Origin of the sequence: Teichococcus rhizosphaerae (assembly GCF_002631185.1) — a bacterium.
Lineage (GTDB): Bacteria > Pseudomonadota > Alphaproteobacteria > Acetobacterales > Acetobacteraceae > Pseudoroseomonas > Pseudoroseomonas rhizosphaerae.
Window position 1 is genome coordinate 26,526 of record NZ_PDNU01000030.1, and the last position, 17,699, is coordinate 44,224.

Here is a 17,699-nt window from a genome sequence, read left to right on the forward strand (position 1 = left end):
AGGGAGCATACCGATGAGCGGATTGTGGTTCGAGGAGCTGACCGAGGGGCTGGAGATCGACGCCGGCTGGCGGCGCACCCTGACGGATGCGGACAACGTGCTGTTCTGCGGCATGACGATGAACGTGGCGCGGCTGCACCTGGACGCCGAGTACATGAAGGACAGCGAGTTCGGCCGGCCGCTGATGAACTCGCTGCTGACGCTCGGGCTGATGATCGGCATGAGCGTGCACAACACCACCAACGGCACCGCCATCGCCAATCTCGGCATGACGGATGTGCGCTTCCCCGTGCCGGTCTTCGCGGGCGACACGCTCGGGGTGCGCAGCGTGGTGGTTTCCGCCCGCCCCAGCCGCTCGCGCGACGATGCCGGCATCGTCACGCTGCGCCACGAGGCCTACAACCAGCGCGGCGAGGTGGTGGCGAGCTGCGAGCGCGCCGCGCTGATGCGCCGCCGCCCGGCGGAGGGCGCGGCATGAGGCTGCGCAGCCTGCTCTTCGCCCCCGGCGATTCACCCCGCAAGGTCGCCAAGGCGCTGGAAGGCCCGGCCGATGGCGTGGTGCTGGACCTGGAGGACGCCGTCGCCCCCGAGGCGAAGGAAGGCGCCCGCGCCGCCATCGCCGGGATGCTGCCGGAACTGGCGGGCCGGCCGGTGGTGGTGCGGGTGAATGCGCGCGGCACGCCCTGGTACCTGCCTGACCTCGCGGCGGTGGTGCGCGGCGCTCCCGCCGCCATCATGCTGCCGAAATGCGCCGGCCCGGCCGACATCGCGGCGCTCGACCACCATCTGGAGGCGCTGGAGGTGGCCGCGGGCCAGCCGCCCGGCCGCACCGCCGTGCTGGCGCTGGTGACGGAAACGGCGGCCTCGCTGCACGGGCTCGATTATCGTGGCGCCTCGCCCAGGCTGCGGGCGCTGTGCTTCGGCGCGGAGGACCTGTCTTCCGACATCGGCGTCACCCCGCGCGACGCGGCGGGCGGCTATGCGGCGCCGGTGCGGCAGGCGCGGGCGGCGATGCTGCTGGCCGCCGCCGCCGCCGGCCTGCCGGCGCTGGACACCCCCCACCCCGACCCGCGCGACGCCGAGGGGCTGGCGCGCGAGGCGGCCGAGGCGGCGCGCGACGGCTTCGCCGGCAAGCTCTGCATCCATCCGGCGCAGATCGCACCGGTCAACGCCGCCTTCACGCCCGATGCCGGGCGGCAGCGCTGGGCCCGCGCGGTGGTGGAGGCCTTCGCGGCAAACCCTGGCCAGGGCGTGCTTTCGCTGGAAGGGCGGATGGTGGAAGGGCTGCACCTGCGGCTGGCGCAGCGCATCCTGCAAAGCGTGGAGGGGCCGGAGCGAACGCCGTGACGCGCAACGCCATCTATCCTGACCTGAGAGGCCGCAGCGTCTTCATCACCGGCGGCGGCAGCGGCATCGGCGCGGCGCTGACCGAGGCCTTCGCGCTGCAGGGCTGCCGCGTCGCCTTCGTCGACATCGCGGAAAGGGAAAGCCGCGCCCTGGCGGAAAGGGTGGCCTCGCTGGACGGCGCCGCGCCGCCGCTGTTCCTGCCCTGCGACATCCGCGACATCGCCGCGCTGCGCGCCGCCATCGCGCGCGCGGCGGAGGCGCATGGCGACATCACGGTGCTGCTGAACAACGCCGCCAACGACGAGCGCCACAGCCCGGAGGAGGTGACGCCGGAATACTGGGACGACCGCATGGCCATCAACCAGCGGCCGCTCTTCTTCGCGGCGCAGGCCATCCTGCCGCAGATGCGCCGGGCGGGCGGCGGCTCCATCGTCAATTTCGGCTCGGTGAGCTGGAAGCTGCGGCAGGGCGGCATGCCCGCCTACACCATGGCCAAGGCCTCGGTGCACGGGCTGACGCGCGGCCTGGCGCGGGACTATGGCAAGCAGGGCATCCGCGTGAACACGCTGGTGCCGGGCTGGGTGATGACGGAGCGGCAGCTCGCCCTCTGGGTGACGCCGGAGGCGGAGCGCGAGATCGAGGCCGGGCAGGTGCTGGCCGGCCGCGTGCGGCCGGCGCATGTCGCGGACATGGCGCTGTTCCTGGCCTCGGCGGCCTCGGCCATGTGCTCGGCGCAGGAATTCGTCGTCGATGGCGGCTGGAGCTGAGGGGAGGCCGGAACTGAGGGCGGGCTCGTGGCGGGGCAGGCGCGCCGGCCCCGCCCGCGCGCCTCAGGCGAGGCCCAGCGCCTTCAGCACGCCCTCCGTGTCCGCCTGGTCCTTGGCGATGAAGGCCGAGAAGGCCTCGCCGGTGAGGAAGGCATCGTCCCAGCCGCGCTTGCGCAGCGTCTCGGTCCAGGCCGGCGTGGCGTGCAGCGCCTCGGCGAAGGCCACCAGGCGCCGCCGCGCCTCCTCGGCCACGCCGGGAGCGGCGAACAGGCCGCGCCAGTTGGTGGCGGTGACGTCGTAGCCGCTTTCGCGGAGCGTCGGCACGTCCGGGTGCAGGCGGCGCGCGCCCGTGGTGGCCAGCGCCCGCACCCGGCCCGCCGCCACCTGCTCGGAGAACTCGCCCCAGCCGGCGACCGCGGCCTTCACCTGCGCGCCGATCACCGCCGACTGGGTGGCGCCGCCGCCGGGGAAGGACACGAACTGCGCCTCCAGCGGCTTGCGCCCCAGCGCCTGGAGCAGCAGGCCGAGCGCCACATGGTCCACCGTGCCGCCGCCGGCCCCCGCGATCGGGATGCCGCGCGGCTCCTGCCGCAGCGCCTCGGCGAAGTGGCGGATGTCGCGGAACTCGCTGCTGGCGGGCACCACGATCACGGCGGCCTCCTCGGTCAGCCGCGCCACGGGCACCACGTCCTTCAGGCTGACCGGCGACTTGCTGGCGATGGCCGAGCCCACCACGCTGGCGCCGCAGACGAACAGGCTGTCCGCGCGGCCGCGCCGGCTGGTGATGAAGCGCGCGAGCCCCACCGTGCCGGCGCCGCCCGGCAGGTTCTCGAACTGGCAGCGCCCGACCAGCCCGGCCCCGACGCCGACATGCTCGATGGCGCGGCCCAGCCCGTCCCATCCGCCGCCCGGCGCGGCGGGGATGAACATGGCGAGGCTGGGGATGACCTCGGCGGCATGGGCGCGGGCGCCCAGGCCCAGGAAGGGCAGGGCGGCCGCTGCGGCCAGCAGGGGGCGGCGTTGCATGACGGGACGTTCCTTGTTTGCCGGGGCCTTCGGCGGCCCCTGTTGCGTGGGCTCTGTTGTGCGGGCTCTGTTGTGCGGGCTGGCGCGCCCCTCAGCCGGAGGCGGGGTAGAGCACCGTCCCCTCCATCAGCCGGCGCGCGGTGCGGTAGACGACCGTCTCCTCCGCCACCAGCGCGCCATCCTCCATCCGCGTCCGCGCCGTCACCGGCAGGATACCGGAGGGGTGCGCCACGCGCAGGTCCTCCGCCGCGCCGCGCGGGCGGGCCAGGCGGTGGGGCAGGCTGCCGGGAATGCGCGCCGCCACGGCCAGGCACATGGCGCCGGTGAGCGGCGTGGCCTTGTGCGGCTGCCCGGCCGAGACCATGCGCACCAGCAGGTCCATCCCGCCGGCCGGCAGGATGGTGCCGTCGGCGGCGGGGGCGTCGCGCGGCGCGGCGAGGAGGGCCACCTGCGGCAGGTTGCGCAGCCGGGTGCGCGCCTCCTCCAGATCGTGCACCAGGCCCATGGCCAGGGCGGCGGCGGCGCGGATCGCCTCGAAGCGCGCGATGTGGTGGGGCGTGGAAAGGGCGGCGGGGCGTTCCGTCCCCTCCAGCCCGAGCGCCTCGGCGGCGACGAACACCACGGGGTTGGCGGCATCCACCAGCGAGGCTTCCAGCGCGCCGAGGCCGGGCACCTCCAGCCGGTCCAGCGCCTGCCCGGTGGGCAGCAGCTTTCCCGTGGCGGCGCCCCCCGGCGCGGTGAAGGCGAGGCGGATGGGCGCCGCCGTGCCGGCCACGCCCTGCAGCGCGAAATCGCCCTCCAGCCTCGGCAGCCCGTCCTCCAGCGGAAAGCTGGCGACGATGATCTTGCCGGTGTTGGTGTTGTGGATGCGCACCGTGGCTTCGCCGCCCGTGGCGGGCACCAGCCCTTCCTCCACCGCGAAGGGGCCGACGGCGGAGGAGATGTTGCCGCAATTGCCGCGATAGCCCACCACCGGCGCATCCACCTGCACCTGGGCGAAGGTGTAGTCCACATCGGCGTCCGGCCGGCTGGAAGGCCCGACCACCGCGACCTTGGAGAGCGAGGAGATGCCGCCGCCCATGCCGTCGAGCTGCCGCCCGCCGGGGTCCGGGCTGCCGAGGGCGGCGAGGAAGATGGCGTCCCAGGCGGCGCGGTCGGCCGGCAGGTCGCGCTGGTGGAAGAACAGGGCGCGGCTGGTGCCGCCGCGCATGTAGACGGCCGGCAGGCGCGCCAGGCGCCTCACGCCGCCACCCCCCGCGCCACCAGGGCACGCAGCATGAAGGGCAATATGCCGCCCGCCCGCCAGACCCGGCGGTCGTAGGCGCTGTCCAGCCGGCAGCGCAGCGGCAGGATCTCCGTCCGGCCGTCGGCGCGGTGCAGCGTGGCGCGCAGCAGGGCACCGGGCTGCGCCTGCTCGTCCAGCGCCTCGATGTCGAAGCGCTCCGTGCCGTCCAGCCCCAGGCTGAGGCGCGTGGCGCCGCCGGTGAACTCCAGCGGCAGGATACCCATGCTGACGAGGTTGGAGCGGTGGATGCGCTCGAAGCTCTCGGCGATGACGGCGCGCACGCCGAGCAGCGCCGGCCCCTTCGCCGCCCAGTCGCGCGAGGAGCCGGCGCCGTAGTCGCGCCCCGCCACCACCACAAGCGGCACGCCCTCCTCGCGGTAGCGCAGCGCGGCGTCATGGACGCTCAGCACCGCGCCGCTCGGCGCGTGGCGGGTCAGGCCGCCCTCCTGGCCCGGCAGCATCTCGTTGCGGAGGCGGATGTTGGCGAAGGCGCCGCGCATCATCACCTCGTGGTTGGCGCGGCGCGCGCCATAGGCGTTGAACTCGCCCGGCGGCACCTGGTGCGCCGCCAGGAATTCCCCGGCGGGCGAGTGCGGCGGAATGGCGCTGACCGGCGAGATGTGGTCGGTGGTGATGCCATCCCCCAGGATCAGCAGCGGGCGCGCGCCGGCGAGGCGCGGCGCGGCCTCGGCGGCGGGCAGCGCGTCGAAATAGGGGGGCCGGCGGATATAGGTGCTGCCAGCATCCCAGGCGAAGCGGGTCTCGGCCGGGCCGGGCAGGGCGGACCAGTCGGCATCGGCCGCGAACAGCGTGGCGTATTCGGCCCGGTAGGTTCCGGGCGAGACGGCCTCGCGCAGCACGGCCTCGATCTCCGCCGCTTCCGGCCACAACTCGTGCAGGAAGACGGCGCGGCCCTCCCGGTCCCGGCCCAGCGGCTCCCGCGTCAGGTCCCGCGTCACGCGGCCGGCGAGCGCGTAGGCCACCACCAGCGGCGGCGACATCAGGTAGCCGGCCCGCGCCTGCGGGTGGATGCGGCCCTCGAAGTTGCGGTTGCCGGACAGCACGGCGCAGGCCACCAGCCCCTTGTCGCGGATGCGCGCCGCCACCTCCCCGGCCAGGGCGCCGGAATTGCCGCCGCAGCTGCCGCAGCCGAAGCCGGTGAGGTGGAAGCCCAGCGCGTCGAGATCCCGTTGCAGCCCGCTGCTTTCCAGGTAGCGCGCGACGACGCGCGAGCCGGGGGTGAGGGAGGTCTTCACCCAGCCCGGCACCGTGAGGCCGCGCGCCACGGCGCGGCGCGCCAGCAGCCCGGCGCCCACCATCAGCGCCGGGTTGGAGGTGTTGGTGCAGGAGGTGATGGCGGCCAGCACCACCGCGCCATCGCCGAAGCCGTCCTCCCAGCCATGCTCCGCCGCGCGGTCCGAGAAGGCGGCGAGGCTGGCGGGAATGGCGGGCAGCGCCACGCGGTCCTGCGGGCGGCGCGGGCCGGCGGCGCAGGGCTCCACCGTGCCGAGGTCGAACTCCACCAGCGTCGCGAAGCGCGGCTCCGGCGCCTCCGGGTCGCGCCACAGCCCCTGCGCCTTGCAGCAGGCCTCCACCAGCGCGAGCTGCGCCGCGTCCCGTCCCGTGGCGGCGAGGTAGTCCATGGTCACGCGGTCCACGGGGAAGAAGCCGCAGGTGGAGCCGTATTCGGGCGCCATGTTGGCGATGGTGGCGCGGTCGGCGAGCGTCAGCGCGCCCTCCAGCGCCGGGCCGGTGAACTCGACGAACTTCTCCACCACGCCCAGGGCGCGCAGCCGCTCCGTCAGCGCCAGCACGAGGTCGGTGGCCGTGGTGCCGGCGGGCAGGCGGCCGGAAAGGCGCACCCCCACCACCTCCGACAGGCGGAACACCAGCGGCTGGCCCAGCATGGCCGCCTCCGCCTCGATGCCGCCCACGCCCCAGCCCAGCACGCCGAGCGCGTTGACCATGGTGGTGTGGCTGTCCGTGCCCACCAGCGTGTCCGGATAGGCGAGGGTGCGGCCCGCCTCCTCCCGCGTCCAGACCACGCGGGCCAGGTGCTCCAGGTTCACCTGGTGCAGGATGCCGCCCCCCGGCGGCGCCACGCGCAGATTGGCGAAGGCCCCCTGCGCCCAGCGGAGAAAAGCGTAGCGCTCGGCATTGCGGCGGTATTCGTTGGCCACGTTGCGCGCCATGGCGTCCGGCGCCCCCGCGTGGTCGACGATCAGCGAGTGGTCCACGATCAGGTCCACGGGGATGCCGGGGTTCACCTGCCGCGGGTCGCCGCCGCGCGCCGCAAAGACATCGCGCAGCGCGGCGAGGTCCACCAGGCCGGGAATGCCGGTGAAGTCCTGCATCAGCACGCGGGCGGGGCGGAAGGCGATGTCGGCCGGGCGCGCCTCGCCATCGGCCGCGGCCAGCACGGCGTCGATCTCGGCCGTGGTGACGGTGTCGCCATCCTCGTGGCGCAGCAGGTTCTCCAGCAGCACGCGCAGGCTGTAGGGCAGGGCGCGCAGCCTCGCCTCGCCCACCCGGCCCACCAGGTCGACATACTCATGGGCGCGGCCGTCCGCGTGGAGGGTGCGGTAGGGGGTCATCGCGAGGGGTCCTCAGGCGCGGAAGGGGCGGCGGGGGCCGGAGTGAAGGGGGCCGGGGCGGTGTTGGCAGGCGCGGTGTTGGCAGGCGGGGGGCCGAGCAGCGGCGCCAGCGCGGCATAGGAGGCGGCGATGTGGCGGCGCATCTGCATCTCGGCCATCTCCGCGTCGCGGTCCTCGATGGCGTCGAGGATGCGGCGGTGCTCGGTGACGGCGCGGCGCCCGCGCCCCGCCACCTTGCGGAGCTGCGAGCGGTAAAGGCGGAGCTGCTGGTAGAGGTCGCCGCACAGCAGGCCGATCAGCAGCCCGTTGCCGGCCGCGCGGGCGATGGCGGCGTGGAAATCCTCGTCCATGCTCCCCAGCGCGTTGGGGGCGTGCCCGGCGCCGGCATCGAGGCTGGCCTCCTGGCGGGCGAGGATGGCGCGCAGCCGGGCGAGGTCCGCCTCGCCCATGGCCAGGGCGGCGCCGCGCGCGGCCAGGCCCTCCAGTGCCTCGCGCACGCCATAGATCTGGCGGAAGGTCTCGGCCGAGAGGCTGACCACGCGGGCGCCGAGCCGGGGCGTGCGCTCCACCAGCCGGCGCTCCTCCAGCCGGTTCAGGGCCTCGCGCAGCGGGCCGCGGCTGACGCCGTATTGCCGGGAAAGCGCCGGCTCGCTCAGCTTGGCGCCGAGGGGGATCTCGCCGCGGATGATCGCCTCGCTGAGGCGCTGGAACAGCGACCGGGCCAGCGCCCCTTCCGTCAGGGGCGGCGCGCCCTCCGCCAATGTGTCGACAAAACCGGCCATTTCCGGCCGATCATGGCACGATGGGCCGGCCTGTCACAGATGAAATGCGCGTTGTGTCGACACTTCAGGCTAGCCCTGACGGTCCGCCCCCAGCTCCCCGTGCGGCCGCGCCATCCGATGGACCGCAGGGCGGATTGATGCCAGTCTGTCGCGGTAGAGCCATCAAACGGCCGAACCCGGAGGATATCGTTCATGAGGAAATCGCCTGACCGGACGGACTTTGTCCCGGCTACCGCCGCTGGCGCGGCCCCTCTGGCCGCCCCGCTTTCCCGGCGCGGCATGCTGCTGGGCGGGCTCGGCATCGGCGGCCTGGCGCTGGCCGGCCGCCCCGTCCATGCCCAGGGCGCCGCGCAGAAGCCGGCGGAGATCAAGCTCGGCATCGCCACCTACCTGTCGGGCCCGGCCAGCGTGTTCGGCGTTCCGGCGCGCCAGGCGGCCGACATGCTGTTCGACGAGCTGAACGCCGCGGGCGGCATCGCCGGCGTGAAGGTGCGGCCGATCTTCGTCGATGAGGGGCCGGGCGTCGATCACTTCGTCGGCGAGTACCGGCGGCTGGTGCAGAGCGAGGGCGTGCAGATGATCTTCGCCGGCATCTCGTCGGCGGACTGCCTCGCCTGCGCGCCGCTCGCCGACGAGCTGAAGCGCCCGACCCTGCTGTGGGACTGCGGCACCCAGCGCATCTTCGAGGATGGCAGCTACAGCTACGCCTACCGCCCCCAGGCCAACGCCACGCCGGAAGTTCTGGCGGCGCTGCTCTACCTGCTGAAGATGAAGCCGGACTTCCGCAGCCTCGCGGTGGTGAACCAGGACTATGCCTGGGGCCGCGATTCCTGGGAGATCTGGCGCACCGGCATGAACACGCTGAAGCCCGGCGTGCGCGTCTCGGCCGAGCTGTTCCCGCGCTTCGGCGCGACGGACTTCTCCAGCGAGATCACCCGCCTGCTGGCGCTACGGCCGGACGTGATCTTCTCCACCTCCTGGGGCGGCGACCTCGACACCTTCATCCGCCAGGCGGCGGACCGGAAGCTGTTCGAGCGCAGCACCTTCGTGCTGCCGCTGGCCGAATCCTCGCTGGAGCGCGTGGGCAAGACGCTGCCCGCCGGCCACATCATCGGCGCGCGCGGCGACCACTGGTTCCTGCACCCCTCGCCGGCGGATGCGGAGAAGCTCAAGAACTTCACCGAGAACTACCGCAAGCGGTTCAACAGCTACCCGATCTACGCCACGCACCACATGGCGCAGGCGGTCAGCGCCATGAAGGCCGGCTACGAGAAGGCGATCGCCGCCAAGGGCGGCCAGTGGCCGACCGATGCCGAGCTGACCGCCGCCTTCCGCGGCCTCACCTTCCCCTCGCTCACCGGCAGCGTCACCATCCGCGAGGACGGGCAGGGGCTGGAGGACCAGCTCATCGGCACCACCACGCACAGCGACCGCTACCCCTTCGCGGTGATGACCGACATGGTGGTCTTCCCCGCCGCCTCGGTGACGACGCCGGTGGGGCAGAAGAGCACCGACTGGCTGAAGGGGCTGAAGCCCGACGTGCTGGAGAAGATGCCGCAGCCCGTCGCCTTCCGCTGAGGCAGCACCGGGGGCGCGGCGCGCCCCCGGAACCGTTCGAGACAACAGCAGGAACCCTCCCCGTCATGACTGCACAGACCGCACCCGACCGCGCCTCCTCACGCAAGCCCCTCGAGGGCCTGCTGGTGGTGACGCTGGAGCAGGCGGTGGCCGCCCCCTATTGCAGCTCCCGCCTCGCCGATGCGGGGGCGCGGGTGATCAAGATCGAGCGGCCGGAGGGCGATTTCGCGCGCGGCTACGACGCGGCCGTGCATGGCCTGTCGAGCTACTTCGTGTGGCTCAACCGCGGCAAGCAGAGCCTCGTGGCCGACATCAAGGCCGCCGACGACGCGGCGCTGCTGCACCGGATGCTGGAAAAGGCGGATGTGTTCATCCAGAACCTCGCCCCCGGCGCCGCCGCCCGCGCGGGCTTCGGCTCGGAGGAGCTGCGGCGGCGCTACCCGCGCCTCGTCACAGTGGACATCTCCGGCTACGGCACCGGCAACGCCTATGCCAACATGAAGGCCTATGACCTGCTGGTGCAGGCGGAAAGCGGGCTCGCCGCCATCACCGGCCATCCGGCCGGGCCCGGCCGCGTCGGCGTCTCGGCCTGCGACATCGCCTGCGGCATGTCGGCCTATGCGGCGGTGCTGGAGGCGCTGATCGCCCGCTCCATCACCGGCGAGGGGCGGCGGCTGGAGGTCAGCCTGTTCGACGGCATGGCGGACTGGATGAACGTGCCGCTGCTGTATTTCGAGGGCACCGGCAAGGCGCCGAAGCGCGTGGGCCTCGCCCACCCCTCCATCTGCCCCTATGGCGCCTTCGAGACGGCCGACAACGCCCTGGTGCTCTTCTCCATCCAGAACGAGCGCGAATGGCAGAAATTCTGCGCCACGGTGATGCAGGAGCCGGAGCTGCCGAAGCAGCCGGGCTATGAGAGCAACAATGCCCGCGTGGCCAACCGCGAGGCGGTGGACGGGCGCGTCGCCGCCGTGTTCCGGCAGCTCACCCGTGCCGAGGTGGCGGCGCGGCTGGATGCCGCCGGCACCGCCTATGGCTTCGTCAACGAGGTGGCGGACCTGGTGAACCATCCGGCGCTGCGCCGGATCGAGGTGGGCACGCCGGGCGGCATGGCCTCCATCGTCGCGCCGCCCGCCATCCATGACGGGGTGACCAGCCCCAGCTTCGGCCCCGTGCCGGCCATCGGCGAGCACACGGCCGCGATCCGCGCCGAGTTCGGGGTGGCGCAGCCGGCCTGAGCGGCCGCCTGCACCCGGCGGCAACGGCAGGCACGCCCTGCCGCCGGTGGGCCGCGGGCCCTGCGCGCCCTCGTCGGAGCATGTGCCCCGGCCCGGCCAGAGCGCCGCTCCTCGGCTTCCTGGCTGGCAGGGGCGGCGTCCCGTTCCGCTCGGCAACCAGTGGCAGGAAAAAGACGGGGGGGGTCCGGGAGAAGCTCCTTCTCCGCCCCTCCCGACAGGGAGAAAGACAAGATGCCCCAGCCCCCGCGCTATCGCGGCGTGTTCCCCGTCGTTCCCACCATCTTCGACGAGGCCGGCGCGCTGGACCTGCCCGGCCAGCTCCGCGCCGTCGATTTCATGATCGACGCGGGCTCGGACGGGCTGTGCATCCTGGCCAACTTCTCCGAGCAGTTCGTGCTGTCCGACGAGGAGCGCGAGGTGCTGACGGCGGCGATCCTGGCGCATGTGGCGGGGCGCGTGCCGGTCATCGTCACCACCACGCATTTCAGCTCCCGTGTCTGCGCCGAGCGCAGCCGCCGCGCCGAGGCGCAGGGGGCCGCTATGGTGATGGTGATGCCGCCCTACCACGGCGCCACCATCCGCGTGGGCGAGGCGGGCATCGAGGCGTTCTTCCGCGCCGTCTCGGACGCCATCGGCATCCCCATCATGATCCAGGACGCGCCGGTGGCCGGCACGCCGCTTTCCGCGCCCTTCCTGGCGAGGATGGCGCGGGAGATCGAGCAGGTCTCCTACTTCAAGATCGAGACCACCGGCGCCGCCTCCAAGCTGCGCGAGCTGATCGCCCTCGGCGGCGACGCCATCGAGGGTCCGTGGGACGGGGAGGAGGCCATCACCCTCTTTCCCGACCTGGAGGCGGGGGCCACGGGCAGCATGACGGGCGGCGGCTACCCGGACGGCATCCGCCCCATCCTGGAGGATTACCGCGCCGGGCGGCGCGAGGCGGCGATGGCCGGCTATGCCCGCTGGCTGCCGCTGATCAACTACGAGAACCGGCAGGCGGGGCTGCTGGCGGCCAAGGCGCTGATGCGGGCCGGCGGCATCATCGCCTGCGACGCGCCCCGCCATCCGGTGGCGCCCATGCACCCTGCGGTGCGCGAGGGCCTGCTGGAGACGGCGCGGGCGCTGGACCCGCTGGTGCTGCGCTGGGGCCGCTGAGCGCGCGGGGAGGGGATTGCTACGCCTCCTCCGCCTCCCCGAAGCTGAGCCCCTCGTAAAGCTCGGCCAGCGGCACGGAGATGCCGATCTCGGGCATCTCCAGCACCGCGTCCTCCCGCAGCACATGGCCGACCCAGTCGCCCTCCACGCGGGCGAAGACGGTCGCGGCGACGCGGTCCTGCTCCAGCATCACATAGCGCCGGATGGAGGGGGTGGCGGCGTATTCGTGGTTCTTGGTGATGCGGTCCGTGCCGGCGGTGCTGTTGCTCAGCACCTCGAACACCACCACCGGGTCGCGCACCAGGGTGCTGTCGTTGGGCCCCGGCGTGCAGACCACCAGCCCGTCCGGGTAGCGGATGCTGCCGGCCACCAGCACCTTGAGGTCCGAGCCCGCGAACTGGCAGGGGCCGCCGCGCAGCCGCCCGCCCACCGAGATGGCCAGGTTGCGCTGGATGAAGGCATGCGCCCGCGTGCCGCCCACCATGGCCACGGGGCGGGCGCCGTCGAACTCGAAGCGCGGTTCCTGCCCTTCCTCCCAGGCCAGGAACTCCGCCAGGCTCATCGGCTTGCGAAAGGCGAGGTTCATGGCGGGCAGCCTAGCACGGACGGGTGGCGGGGGTTCCAGCACGGAGATGGGCCGGGGGGGATCTCCCCGCCGGCCCGGCTTCGCTCAGGCCGCCGCCCTGTCGGAAAGGGCGGGGTAGTCCACATAGCCCTCGGCCCCGCCGGCATAGAGGGTCTCGCGCTTCACCTCGTTCAGCGGCGCGCCCTGGCGCAGCCGCTCCGGCAGGTCGGGGTTAGCGATGAACTTCAGGCCGAAGCTGATGGCATCCGCCCGGCCCTCGGCCAGGTCCGCCGCCGCCTGCTCGGGCGAGAAGCGCTCATTGGCGATGAAGGGGCCGCCAAAGGCCTCGCGCAGCTGAGGCCCGATGCGGTCCGCCGCCTCGTGCTCGCGTGCGAAGATGAAGGCGATCTTCCGCCGGCCAAGCTCCCGGGCCACATGGCTGAAGGTGCCCAGCCGGTCGCTGTCGCCCATGTCGTGGCTGTCGCCGCGCGGGGCGAGATGCATGCCCACCCGGTCGGCGCCCCAGACGGCGATGGCGGCATCCGTCACCTCCAGCAGCAGCCGGGCGCGGTTCTCCACCGGGCCACCATATTCGTCCGTGCGGCGGTTGGTGGAATCCTGCAGGAACTGGTCGAGCAGGTAGCCATTGGCGCCGTGGATCTCCACGCCGTCGAAGCCCGCCTTCTGCGCGTTCTCGGCGCCCTTGCGGAAGGCGGAGACGACGCCGGGGATCTCGTCCGTCTCCAGGGCGCGGGGCGTCACATAGGGGCGCTGGGGCCGCAGCAGGCTGACATGGCCCTTGGGCGCGATGGCGCTGGGCGCCACGGGCAGCGCGCCGTCCAGGAAGAAGGGGTCCGAGATGCGGCCGACATGCCAGAGCTGCAGCATGATCCGCCCGCCGGCCGCGTGCACGGCATCGGTGATGGTCTTCCATGCCGCCACCTGCTCGTCCGACCAGATGCCGGGCGTGTTGGCATAGCCCACGCCCATCGGCGTGACGGAGGTGGCCTCGCTGAGGATCAGCCCGGCGGAGGCGCGCTGCGCGTAGTAGTCGCGCATCAGGGGCGTCGGCACCCGGTCCGGCGTGGCGCGGGAACGGGTGAGGGGGGCCATGATGATGCGGTTGGGCGCCTCGATGGCGCCGAGACGGATGGGGTCGAACAGGGTCGGCATTGCGCTATATCTCGTTCCAGGCTGGCGGGGGCCGGAAGAACCCCCGTTGTTCGATGATCGTCGAATATCGAACAGCTAGGAGGAGACAGGCCGGATGCAAGACCCCTATCCGCATCCCGAGATCGAGGCGGTGCCGTTGACCGAGGTGCTCCACGCCCTGAGCGACCCGCTGCGGCTGCGCATCCTCGCCACCCTGGCGGCGGATGGGGAGCGGGGCTGGGGCGCGTTCGCGGCGGGGGTCTCGCCTTCCACCCTCTCGCATCACATGAAGGTGCTGCGCCAGGCCGGGCTGGTGCGGCACCGGCGGGAAGGCACGCGCTGTGTGGTGACGCTGCGCGACGAGATCGGAGCGCGCTTCCCCGGCCTGCTCGACACGGTGCTGGCGCTGGAGGCGCAGGCCGAGCCGGCTTCCTGACCGGCAAGGATGGCGGGGAAGGGTGGCCTGCCCGGGGAGGCCGCTCCTCCCCGGCCTTCCCGCTCAGCGCGCCGCGGTGAACACCACCTCGATCAGCGTGCCCGGCCCGAGATCGGCGACGCCGATGGTGGCGCGGGTCGGCAGGTCCTTGCCGAAGAAGGCCGTCCAGGCCGCGTTCATCTCGTCCTTCAGCGCCATGTCGGTGATGTAGATGGTGGCGGCGAGGACCTTGCTCCTGTCGCCGCCCACCTCGGCCAGCAGCTTCTCGAAGCGGGCCAGCACCTGTTCGGTCTGGCTCCTCATGCCCTGGCTGCGGTCCTCCGCCACCAGCCCGCCGACATAAAGGACGCCGTTGTGCTCGACGAAGCGGTGCATGATGGGGGTGCGGCCATGGCGCTGGATGGTCATTCCTCGGTCTCCTGGAGTGTGGGCATGAAGCCTCGGCCCGCGCGGTGGCCCGGGCCCGGCGGGCATTCTGCGGCGGCGCGGCGTGCCCGGCCAGGGGCTGGCCGGGAAGGCGGGAGGGCAGCCTTGCAGGCCCTGGTCAGCGCCGGATGAATTCGATACGCTTCCGGTGCGGCGCCGGTTCCTGTCTCGCGCCTCGCTCCTCCGCGCCCTGCGACAGGCCCGCGGCGTGCGCGGCCCGGTGCCTCGCAAGGCATACATGCCTCGCAAGACGAACATGCCTCGGCATCAAGAACACCGGAGGATTACGACCATGACGCTGGACCGCCGCACCCTGTTGCGCGCCGCCACGGGTTTCGCCGCCGGCGCGGCGCTGCTGCCCGCCACAGCCCGGCAAGCCGGGGCGGCCGCGCCGTTCCGCAACGACGTGCCGCCCGCATGGTACCGCTTCCGCCTCGGCGGCTACGAGGCCACGGTGATCTCCGACGGACGGCTGCCGCTCGGCAAGCCGGAGCCCGCCTTTCCCGCCTCGCCCCCGGAGGAGATCGTGGGGCTGCTGCGCGGCAACTTCCTTCCCCCCGACGCGGCCACGCTGGAACAGAACGTGCTGGTGCTGAACACCGGCCGCCAGCTCATCCTGTTCGACACGGGCATGGGCGAGAGCATGGGCGCGGACAGCAAGATGTTCGGTCCCACCACCGGGCGGATGCTGGCCAACATGCGCGCCGCCGGCATCCAGCCCGAGCAGATCGACCTTGTGGTGCTAAGCCACGCGCATTGCGACCATTGCTGGGGCCTGGTCGATGCCGCCGGCAACCGCGTCTTCCCCAACGCGCAGGTGGCGCTGAGCGAGGCCGACCTCCGCTACTGGACCGATGACGGCAACAAGCGTGGCCCGGCCTTCATGACCAGCTTCATCGATGGCGCGAAGAAGAACCTGTCCGCCTACCAGGACCGCATGGTGATGGTGCGGGACGGTGCGGATGTGGCGCCCGGCGTCACCGCCATCTCCACGCCCGGCCACACGGTGGGCCATACCTGCTACACCATCGAGAGCGATGGCAGGAGCATGGTCTACACGGGCGACCTGGCGCACCACCACATCCTGCTCTTGCAGCGGCCGATGTGGGAGTTCTCCTTCGACACCGACCCCAAGCTTTCCGCCCAGACCCGCAGCCGCATGCTCGACCGGCTGGCGGCGGACCGGCAGGCGGTGCTCTCCTACCACTTCCCCTGGCCGGGCCATGGCCACGTCGCCAAGGCGGGGCAGGGCTATGTGTGGGTGCCGGAGCCGATGGACCTGACCAGCGCGGGCTGAGGCGCGCCTGCCCCGGAGCGGAGGCGGCTCCGGGGCGCCGCCACTGGCCTATGCCATCGCGCCATGACGTATAAGCAGGATTATGACAAAAATAAGCGTCGGCACGGGATGGAAGGCGCGCCGCCATGTGGCACACGCGCCCTCCACCACTGCCGGCTATCCCTCAGGCCTCCAGCGGCCGCATGGCCCCAGGCCGCAGCGTGGCATCGGTGCTGGCCTGCAGCGCCTCCAGGCTGAGCCCGGGCAGGATCTCCTCCACCTCCAGCCCCTCCGGCCGCACCGCGATCACCGCCATGTTGGTGAAGATGCGCTTCACCACGCCGGTGGCCGTCAGCGGGTAGCTGCACTGGCGCAGGATGCGCGGGCGGCCGTCGCGCGCGGTGTGCTCCATCATCACCCAGATCTGCTTCGCGCCGACGGCGAGGTCCATCGCGCCCCCCACCGCCGGCACGCCCTCGCCGAGGCCGGTGGACCAGTTCGCCAGGTCGCCCGCCTCGGAAACCTGGAACGCGCCCAGCACCGAGACGTCGAGATGCCCGCCCCGCATCATCGCGAAGCTCAGCGCGCTGTCGAAGAAGCTGCCGCCCGTGCGCAGGCTCACCGGCTGCTTGCCGGCGTTGATCAGGTCCCAGTCCTCCCGCCCCGCCGGCGGGCGCGGCCCGACATGCAGGATGCCGTTCTCGCTGTGCAGGAAGATCTCGTTCCCGGCCGGGATGTGGTCCGGCACCATGTCCGGCAGGCCGATGCCGAGATTGACGAAGGCACCGTCCGGAATGGCGCGGGCCACGCGGCGGGCCATCTGCTCGCGGCTCAGTGGCGTGCTCATTGCGGCGCCCCCTTCTGCACCACGCGATCGACGAAGATGCCCGGCGTCACCACCGTTTCCGGGTCCAGCGCGCCAAGCTCGACGAACTCCTCCACCTCGGCCACCACCAGCTTCGCGGCGGTGGCCATCACGGGGGCGAAGTTGCGGGCGGTCTTGTTGTAGGTGAGGTTGCCCAGCCGGTCCGCCTGCCGGCCGCGCAGCAGCGCCACATCGGCCGAGAGCGGCATCTCCAGCACATGCTCGCGGCCGTTGATCATCCGCGTCTCCTTGCCCTCCGCCAGCGCGGTGCCCGCGCCCACCGGGGTGTAGAAGCCGCCGAGCCCCGCGCCCGCGCAGCGCATCCGCTCCACCAGCGTGCCCTGCGGCACCAGCTCCAGCTCGATCTTGCCGGCCAGGTAGAGGGTGGTGAAGCTCGCGGTGGTGTGCAGCTTGGACTTCGGATAGGAGCAGACCAGCTTGCGCACCTGCCCGGCCTCCAGCCAGATGCGCAGGTCCGGCTCGGCGCTGCCGCCATTGTTGGCGATCACCGTCAGGTCGCGCAGCCCCGCGCGGTGCACCGCGGCGACGAGGCCGAGCGGCGTGCCGGCGCCGCCGAAGCCGCCCAGCATGATGGTGGCGCCATGGCCGATGCCGGCGATGGCCTCCGTGAACGATGCGACGCGCCTGTCCAGCATTGCGCTGCCAATCCTCCCCTTGTTCGCGGCCCCGATAGCCGTCTTCTGGTCCGGCCGCCGCTCAGCGCGGGCCGAGCAGCTTCCAGATGCCGTCCGCCGCCAGCACCATCCGGCCTCCCGCCATCAGCGTGCCGCGCACGAACATCACCGAGCGGCCCCGCCGCATCACCTCGCCCCGCGCCTCGACGAACTCGCCCGGATGCGCGGCGGACAGGAAGTGGGTGTTGAGCTGCATCGTCACCGCCGACTGGCCGCCGGACGCCTCGTGCACGACCAGGCCCAGCGCGTTGTCGGCGAGCGTCACCAGCATGCCGCCATGGACGATGCCATGGGCATTGGTGTGCTGCGGCCCGGCCAGGAAGCCATAGGCCCAGCTCTCGCCCTCGCGCCGCGCCCAGAGCGGCCCCACCAGGCTGGAGAAGCTCGAATTGCCCCGCGGCTTCCAGCCAGCGGCGGCGGGATCGAAGGCGTCCGCGTCAATGGCGGAAGCCGGCATGGAGATGTCGGCGCCCGGAGGGGGCATGGGATCGTTCCTCTTGGCGCTGAAATTC

The 17,699-nt window shown here is 72.7% G+C and carries 18 protein-coding genes; 8 read left to right on the forward strand and 10 right to left on the reverse strand.

Features of this window, described 5'->3' with window-relative positions; translation table 11 throughout:
• Nucleotides 1-13 precede the first annotated feature (13 nt).
• From CR162_RS14565 to CR162_RS14575, 3 genes are read left to right on the forward strand one after another with little or no spacing between them, the layout of a single operon-like run.
• A complete protein-coding gene (locus tag CR162_RS14565; protein ID WP_099096266.1) occupies nt 14-478 on the forward strand; it encodes a MaoC family dehydratase in 465 nt (154 codons plus the stop codon).
• On the forward strand, nt 475-1,347 hold the full coding sequence (locus CR162_RS14570; RefSeq protein WP_099096267.1) for an HpcH/HpaI aldolase/citrate lyase family protein: 873 nt from the start codon (nt 475-477) through the stop codon (nt 1,345-1,347). The genes CR162_RS14565 and CR162_RS14570 overlap by 4 nt, the downstream gene beginning before the upstream one ends.
• On the forward strand, nt 1,344-2,114 hold the full coding sequence (locus CR162_RS14575) for an SDR family NAD(P)-dependent oxidoreductase (protein WP_099096268.1): 771 nt from the start codon (nt 1,344-1,346) through the stop codon (nt 2,112-2,114). The genes CR162_RS14570 and CR162_RS14575 overlap by 4 nt, the downstream gene beginning before the upstream one ends.
• A 63-nt stretch (nt 2,115-2,177) precedes the next feature.
• Here the strand turns inward: CR162_RS14575 and CR162_RS14580 are convergent, their stop codons facing one another.
• The 4 genes from CR162_RS14580 to CR162_RS14595 form a co-directional block, all read right to left on the reverse strand.
• Nucleotides 2,178-3,140, reverse strand: a complete 963-nt coding sequence (locus tag CR162_RS14580; protein WP_099096269.1) for a tripartite tricarboxylate transporter substrate binding protein — start codon at nt 3,138-3,140, stop codon at nt 2,178-2,180.
• A gap of 91 nt (nt 3,141-3,231) precedes the next feature.
• On the reverse strand, nt 3,232-4,383 hold the full coding sequence (locus tag CR162_RS14585; protein WP_245870378.1) for a 2-methylaconitate cis-trans isomerase PrpF family protein: 1,152 nt from the start codon (nt 4,381-4,383) through the stop codon (nt 3,232-3,234).
• Nucleotides 4,380-7,019 (reverse strand): aconitate hydratase AcnA, encoded by a 2,640-nt coding sequence (acnA, locus tag CR162_RS14590; RefSeq protein WP_099096270.1) that lies wholly within the window; start codon nt 7,017-7,019, stop codon nt 4,380-4,382. The genes CR162_RS14585 and acnA overlap by 4 nt, the downstream gene beginning before the upstream one ends.
• Nucleotides 7,016-7,801, reverse strand: a complete 786-nt coding sequence (locus tag CR162_RS14595; RefSeq protein ID WP_099096271.1) for a GntR family transcriptional regulator — start codon at nt 7,799-7,801, stop codon at nt 7,016-7,018. The genes acnA and CR162_RS14595 overlap by 4 nt, the downstream gene beginning before the upstream one ends.
• Nucleotides 7,802-7,993: 192 nt before the next feature.
• Between CR162_RS14595 and CR162_RS14600 the strand changes: the two genes are divergently transcribed.
• From CR162_RS14600 to CR162_RS14610, 3 genes are all read left to right on the forward strand, one after another.
• Nucleotides 7,994-9,379 (forward strand): ABC transporter substrate-binding protein, encoded by a 1,386-nt coding sequence (locus CR162_RS14600; RefSeq protein WP_245870379.1) that lies wholly within the window; start codon nt 7,994-7,996, stop codon nt 9,377-9,379.
• Nucleotides 9,380-9,444: 65 nt separating this feature from the next.
• The gene (locus CR162_RS14605; RefSeq protein ID WP_099096273.1) at nt 9,445-10,617 is read left to right on the forward strand and encodes a CaiB/BaiF CoA transferase family protein; all 1,173 of its coding nucleotides are present in this window, start codon (nt 9,445-9,447) and stop codon (nt 10,615-10,617) included.
• 231 nt (nt 10,618-10,848) lie between these two features.
• Nucleotides 10,849-11,772: a dihydrodipicolinate synthase family protein gene (locus CR162_RS14610; protein WP_099096274.1), complete on the forward strand. Its 924-nt coding sequence runs from the start codon at nt 10,849-10,851 to the stop codon at nt 11,770-11,772.
• Nucleotides 11,773-11,791: 19 nt separating this feature from the next.
• On the opposite strand, the gene CR162_RS14615 is transcribed toward CR162_RS14610, so the two are convergent.
• Nucleotides 11,792-12,358 carry a Uma2 family endonuclease gene (locus tag CR162_RS14615; protein ID WP_099096275.1) on the reverse strand — a complete coding sequence of 189 codons (567 nt, stop codon included), beginning with the start codon at nt 12,356-12,358 and terminating at the stop codon, nt 11,792-11,794.
• A gap of 84 nt (nt 12,359-12,442) precedes the next feature.
• A complete protein-coding gene (locus tag CR162_RS14620; protein WP_099096276.1) occupies nt 12,443-13,510 on the reverse strand; it encodes an alkene reductase in 1,068 nt (355 codons plus the stop codon).
• 94 nt (nt 13,511-13,604) lie between these two features.
• Between CR162_RS14620 and CR162_RS14625 the strand changes: the two genes are divergently transcribed.
• Nucleotides 13,605-13,925, forward strand: coding sequence for an ArsR/SmtB family transcription factor (locus tag CR162_RS14625; protein ID WP_099096277.1), 321 nt, complete (start codon nt 13,605-13,607; stop codon nt 13,923-13,925).
• 63 nt (nt 13,926-13,988) lie between these two features.
• On the opposite strand, the gene CR162_RS14630 is transcribed toward CR162_RS14625, so the two are convergent.
• Nucleotides 13,989-14,333: a RidA family protein gene (locus CR162_RS14630; protein ID WP_099096278.1), complete on the reverse strand. Its 345-nt coding sequence runs from the start codon at nt 14,331-14,333 to the stop codon at nt 13,989-13,991.
• 310 nt (nt 14,334-14,643) lie between these two features.
• Between CR162_RS14630 and CR162_RS14635 the strand changes: the two genes are divergently transcribed.
• Complete coding sequence (locus CR162_RS14635) at nt 14,644-15,648, forward strand: MBL fold metallo-hydrolase (RefSeq protein WP_099096279.1); 1,005 nt, start codon at nt 14,644-14,646, stop codon at nt 15,646-15,648.
• A 163-nt stretch (nt 15,649-15,811) separates the two neighbouring features.
• Here CR162_RS14635 and CR162_RS14640 read toward each other — a convergent pair whose 3' ends face one another.
• The 3 genes from CR162_RS14640 to CR162_RS14650 all read right to left on the reverse strand — a co-directional run bounded on the left by CR162_RS14640 (nt 15,812) and on the right by CR162_RS14650 (nt 17,671).
• Nucleotides 15,812-16,474 (reverse strand): 3-oxoacid CoA-transferase subunit B, encoded by a 663-nt coding sequence (locus CR162_RS14640; protein WP_099096280.1) that lies wholly within the window; start codon nt 16,472-16,474, stop codon nt 15,812-15,814.
• Nucleotides 16,471-17,148 (reverse strand): 3-oxoacid CoA-transferase subunit A, encoded by a 678-nt coding sequence (locus tag CR162_RS14645; RefSeq protein ID WP_099096281.1) that lies wholly within the window; start codon nt 17,146-17,148, stop codon nt 16,471-16,473. The genes CR162_RS14640 and CR162_RS14645 overlap by 4 nt, the downstream gene beginning before the upstream one ends.
• Before the next feature lie 61 nt (nt 17,149-17,209).
• Nucleotides 17,210-17,671, reverse strand: a complete 462-nt coding sequence (locus CR162_RS14650; protein WP_176559860.1) for a PaaI family thioesterase — start codon at nt 17,669-17,671, stop codon at nt 17,210-17,212.
• Nucleotides 17,672-17,699 lie beyond the last annotated feature (28 nt).

Bases quoted from the DNA above. Each gene is read 5' to 3' on its own strand.
- CR162_RS14595 (WP_099096271.1), bottom strand. From the start codon at position 7,801: ATGGCCGGTTTTGTCGACACATTGGCGGAGGGCGCGCCGCCCCTGACG.
- CR162_RS14640 (WP_099096280.1), bottom strand. From the start codon at position 16,474: ATGAGCACGCCACTGAGCCGCGAGCAGATGGCCCGCCGCGTGGCCCGC.
- CR162_RS14630 (WP_099096278.1), bottom strand. From the start codon at position 14,333: ATGACCATCCAGCGCCATGGCCGCACCCCCATCATGCACCGCTTCGTC.
- CR162_RS14615 (WP_099096275.1), bottom strand. From the start codon at position 12,358: ATGAACCTCGCCTTTCGCAAGCCGATGAGCCTGGCGGAGTTCCTGGCC.
- CR162_RS14635 (WP_099096279.1), top strand. From the start codon at position 14,644: ATGACGCTGGACCGCCGCACCCTGTTGCGCGCCGCCACGGGTTTCGCC.
- acnA (WP_099096270.1), bottom strand. From the start codon at position 7,019: ATGACCCCCTACCGCACCCTCCACGCGGACGGCCGCGCCCATGAGTAT.
- CR162_RS14610 (WP_099096274.1), top strand. From the start codon at position 10,849: ATGCCCCAGCCCCCGCGCTATCGCGGCGTGTTCCCCGTCGTTCCCACC.
- CR162_RS14570 (WP_099096267.1), top strand. From the start codon at position 475: ATGAGGCTGCGCAGCCTGCTCTTCGCCCCCGGCGATTCACCCCGCAAG.
- CR162_RS14650 (WP_176559860.1), bottom strand. From the start codon at position 17,671: ATGCCCCCTCCGGGCGCCGACATCTCCATGCCGGCTTCCGCCATTGAC.
- CR162_RS14620 (WP_099096276.1), bottom strand. From the start codon at position 13,510: ATGCCGACCCTGTTCGACCCCATCCGTCTCGGCGCCATCGAGGCGCCC.
- CR162_RS14645 (WP_099096281.1), bottom strand. From the start codon at position 17,148: ATGCTGGACAGGCGCGTCGCATCGTTCACGGAGGCCATCGCCGGCATC.
- CR162_RS14600 (WP_245870379.1), top strand. From the start codon at position 7,994: ATGAGGAAATCGCCTGACCGGACGGACTTTGTCCCGGCTACCGCCGCT.
- CR162_RS14565 (WP_099096266.1), top strand. From the start codon at position 14: ATGAGCGGATTGTGGTTCGAGGAGCTGACCGAGGGGCTGGAGATCGAC.
- CR162_RS14605 (WP_099096273.1), top strand. From the start codon at position 9,445: ATGACTGCACAGACCGCACCCGACCGCGCCTCCTCACGCAAGCCCCTC.
- CR162_RS14580 (WP_099096269.1), bottom strand. From the start codon at position 3,140: ATGCAACGCCGCCCCCTGCTGGCCGCAGCGGCCGCCCTGCCCTTCCTG.
- CR162_RS14625 (WP_099096277.1), top strand. From the start codon at position 13,605: ATGCAAGACCCCTATCCGCATCCCGAGATCGAGGCGGTGCCGTTGACC.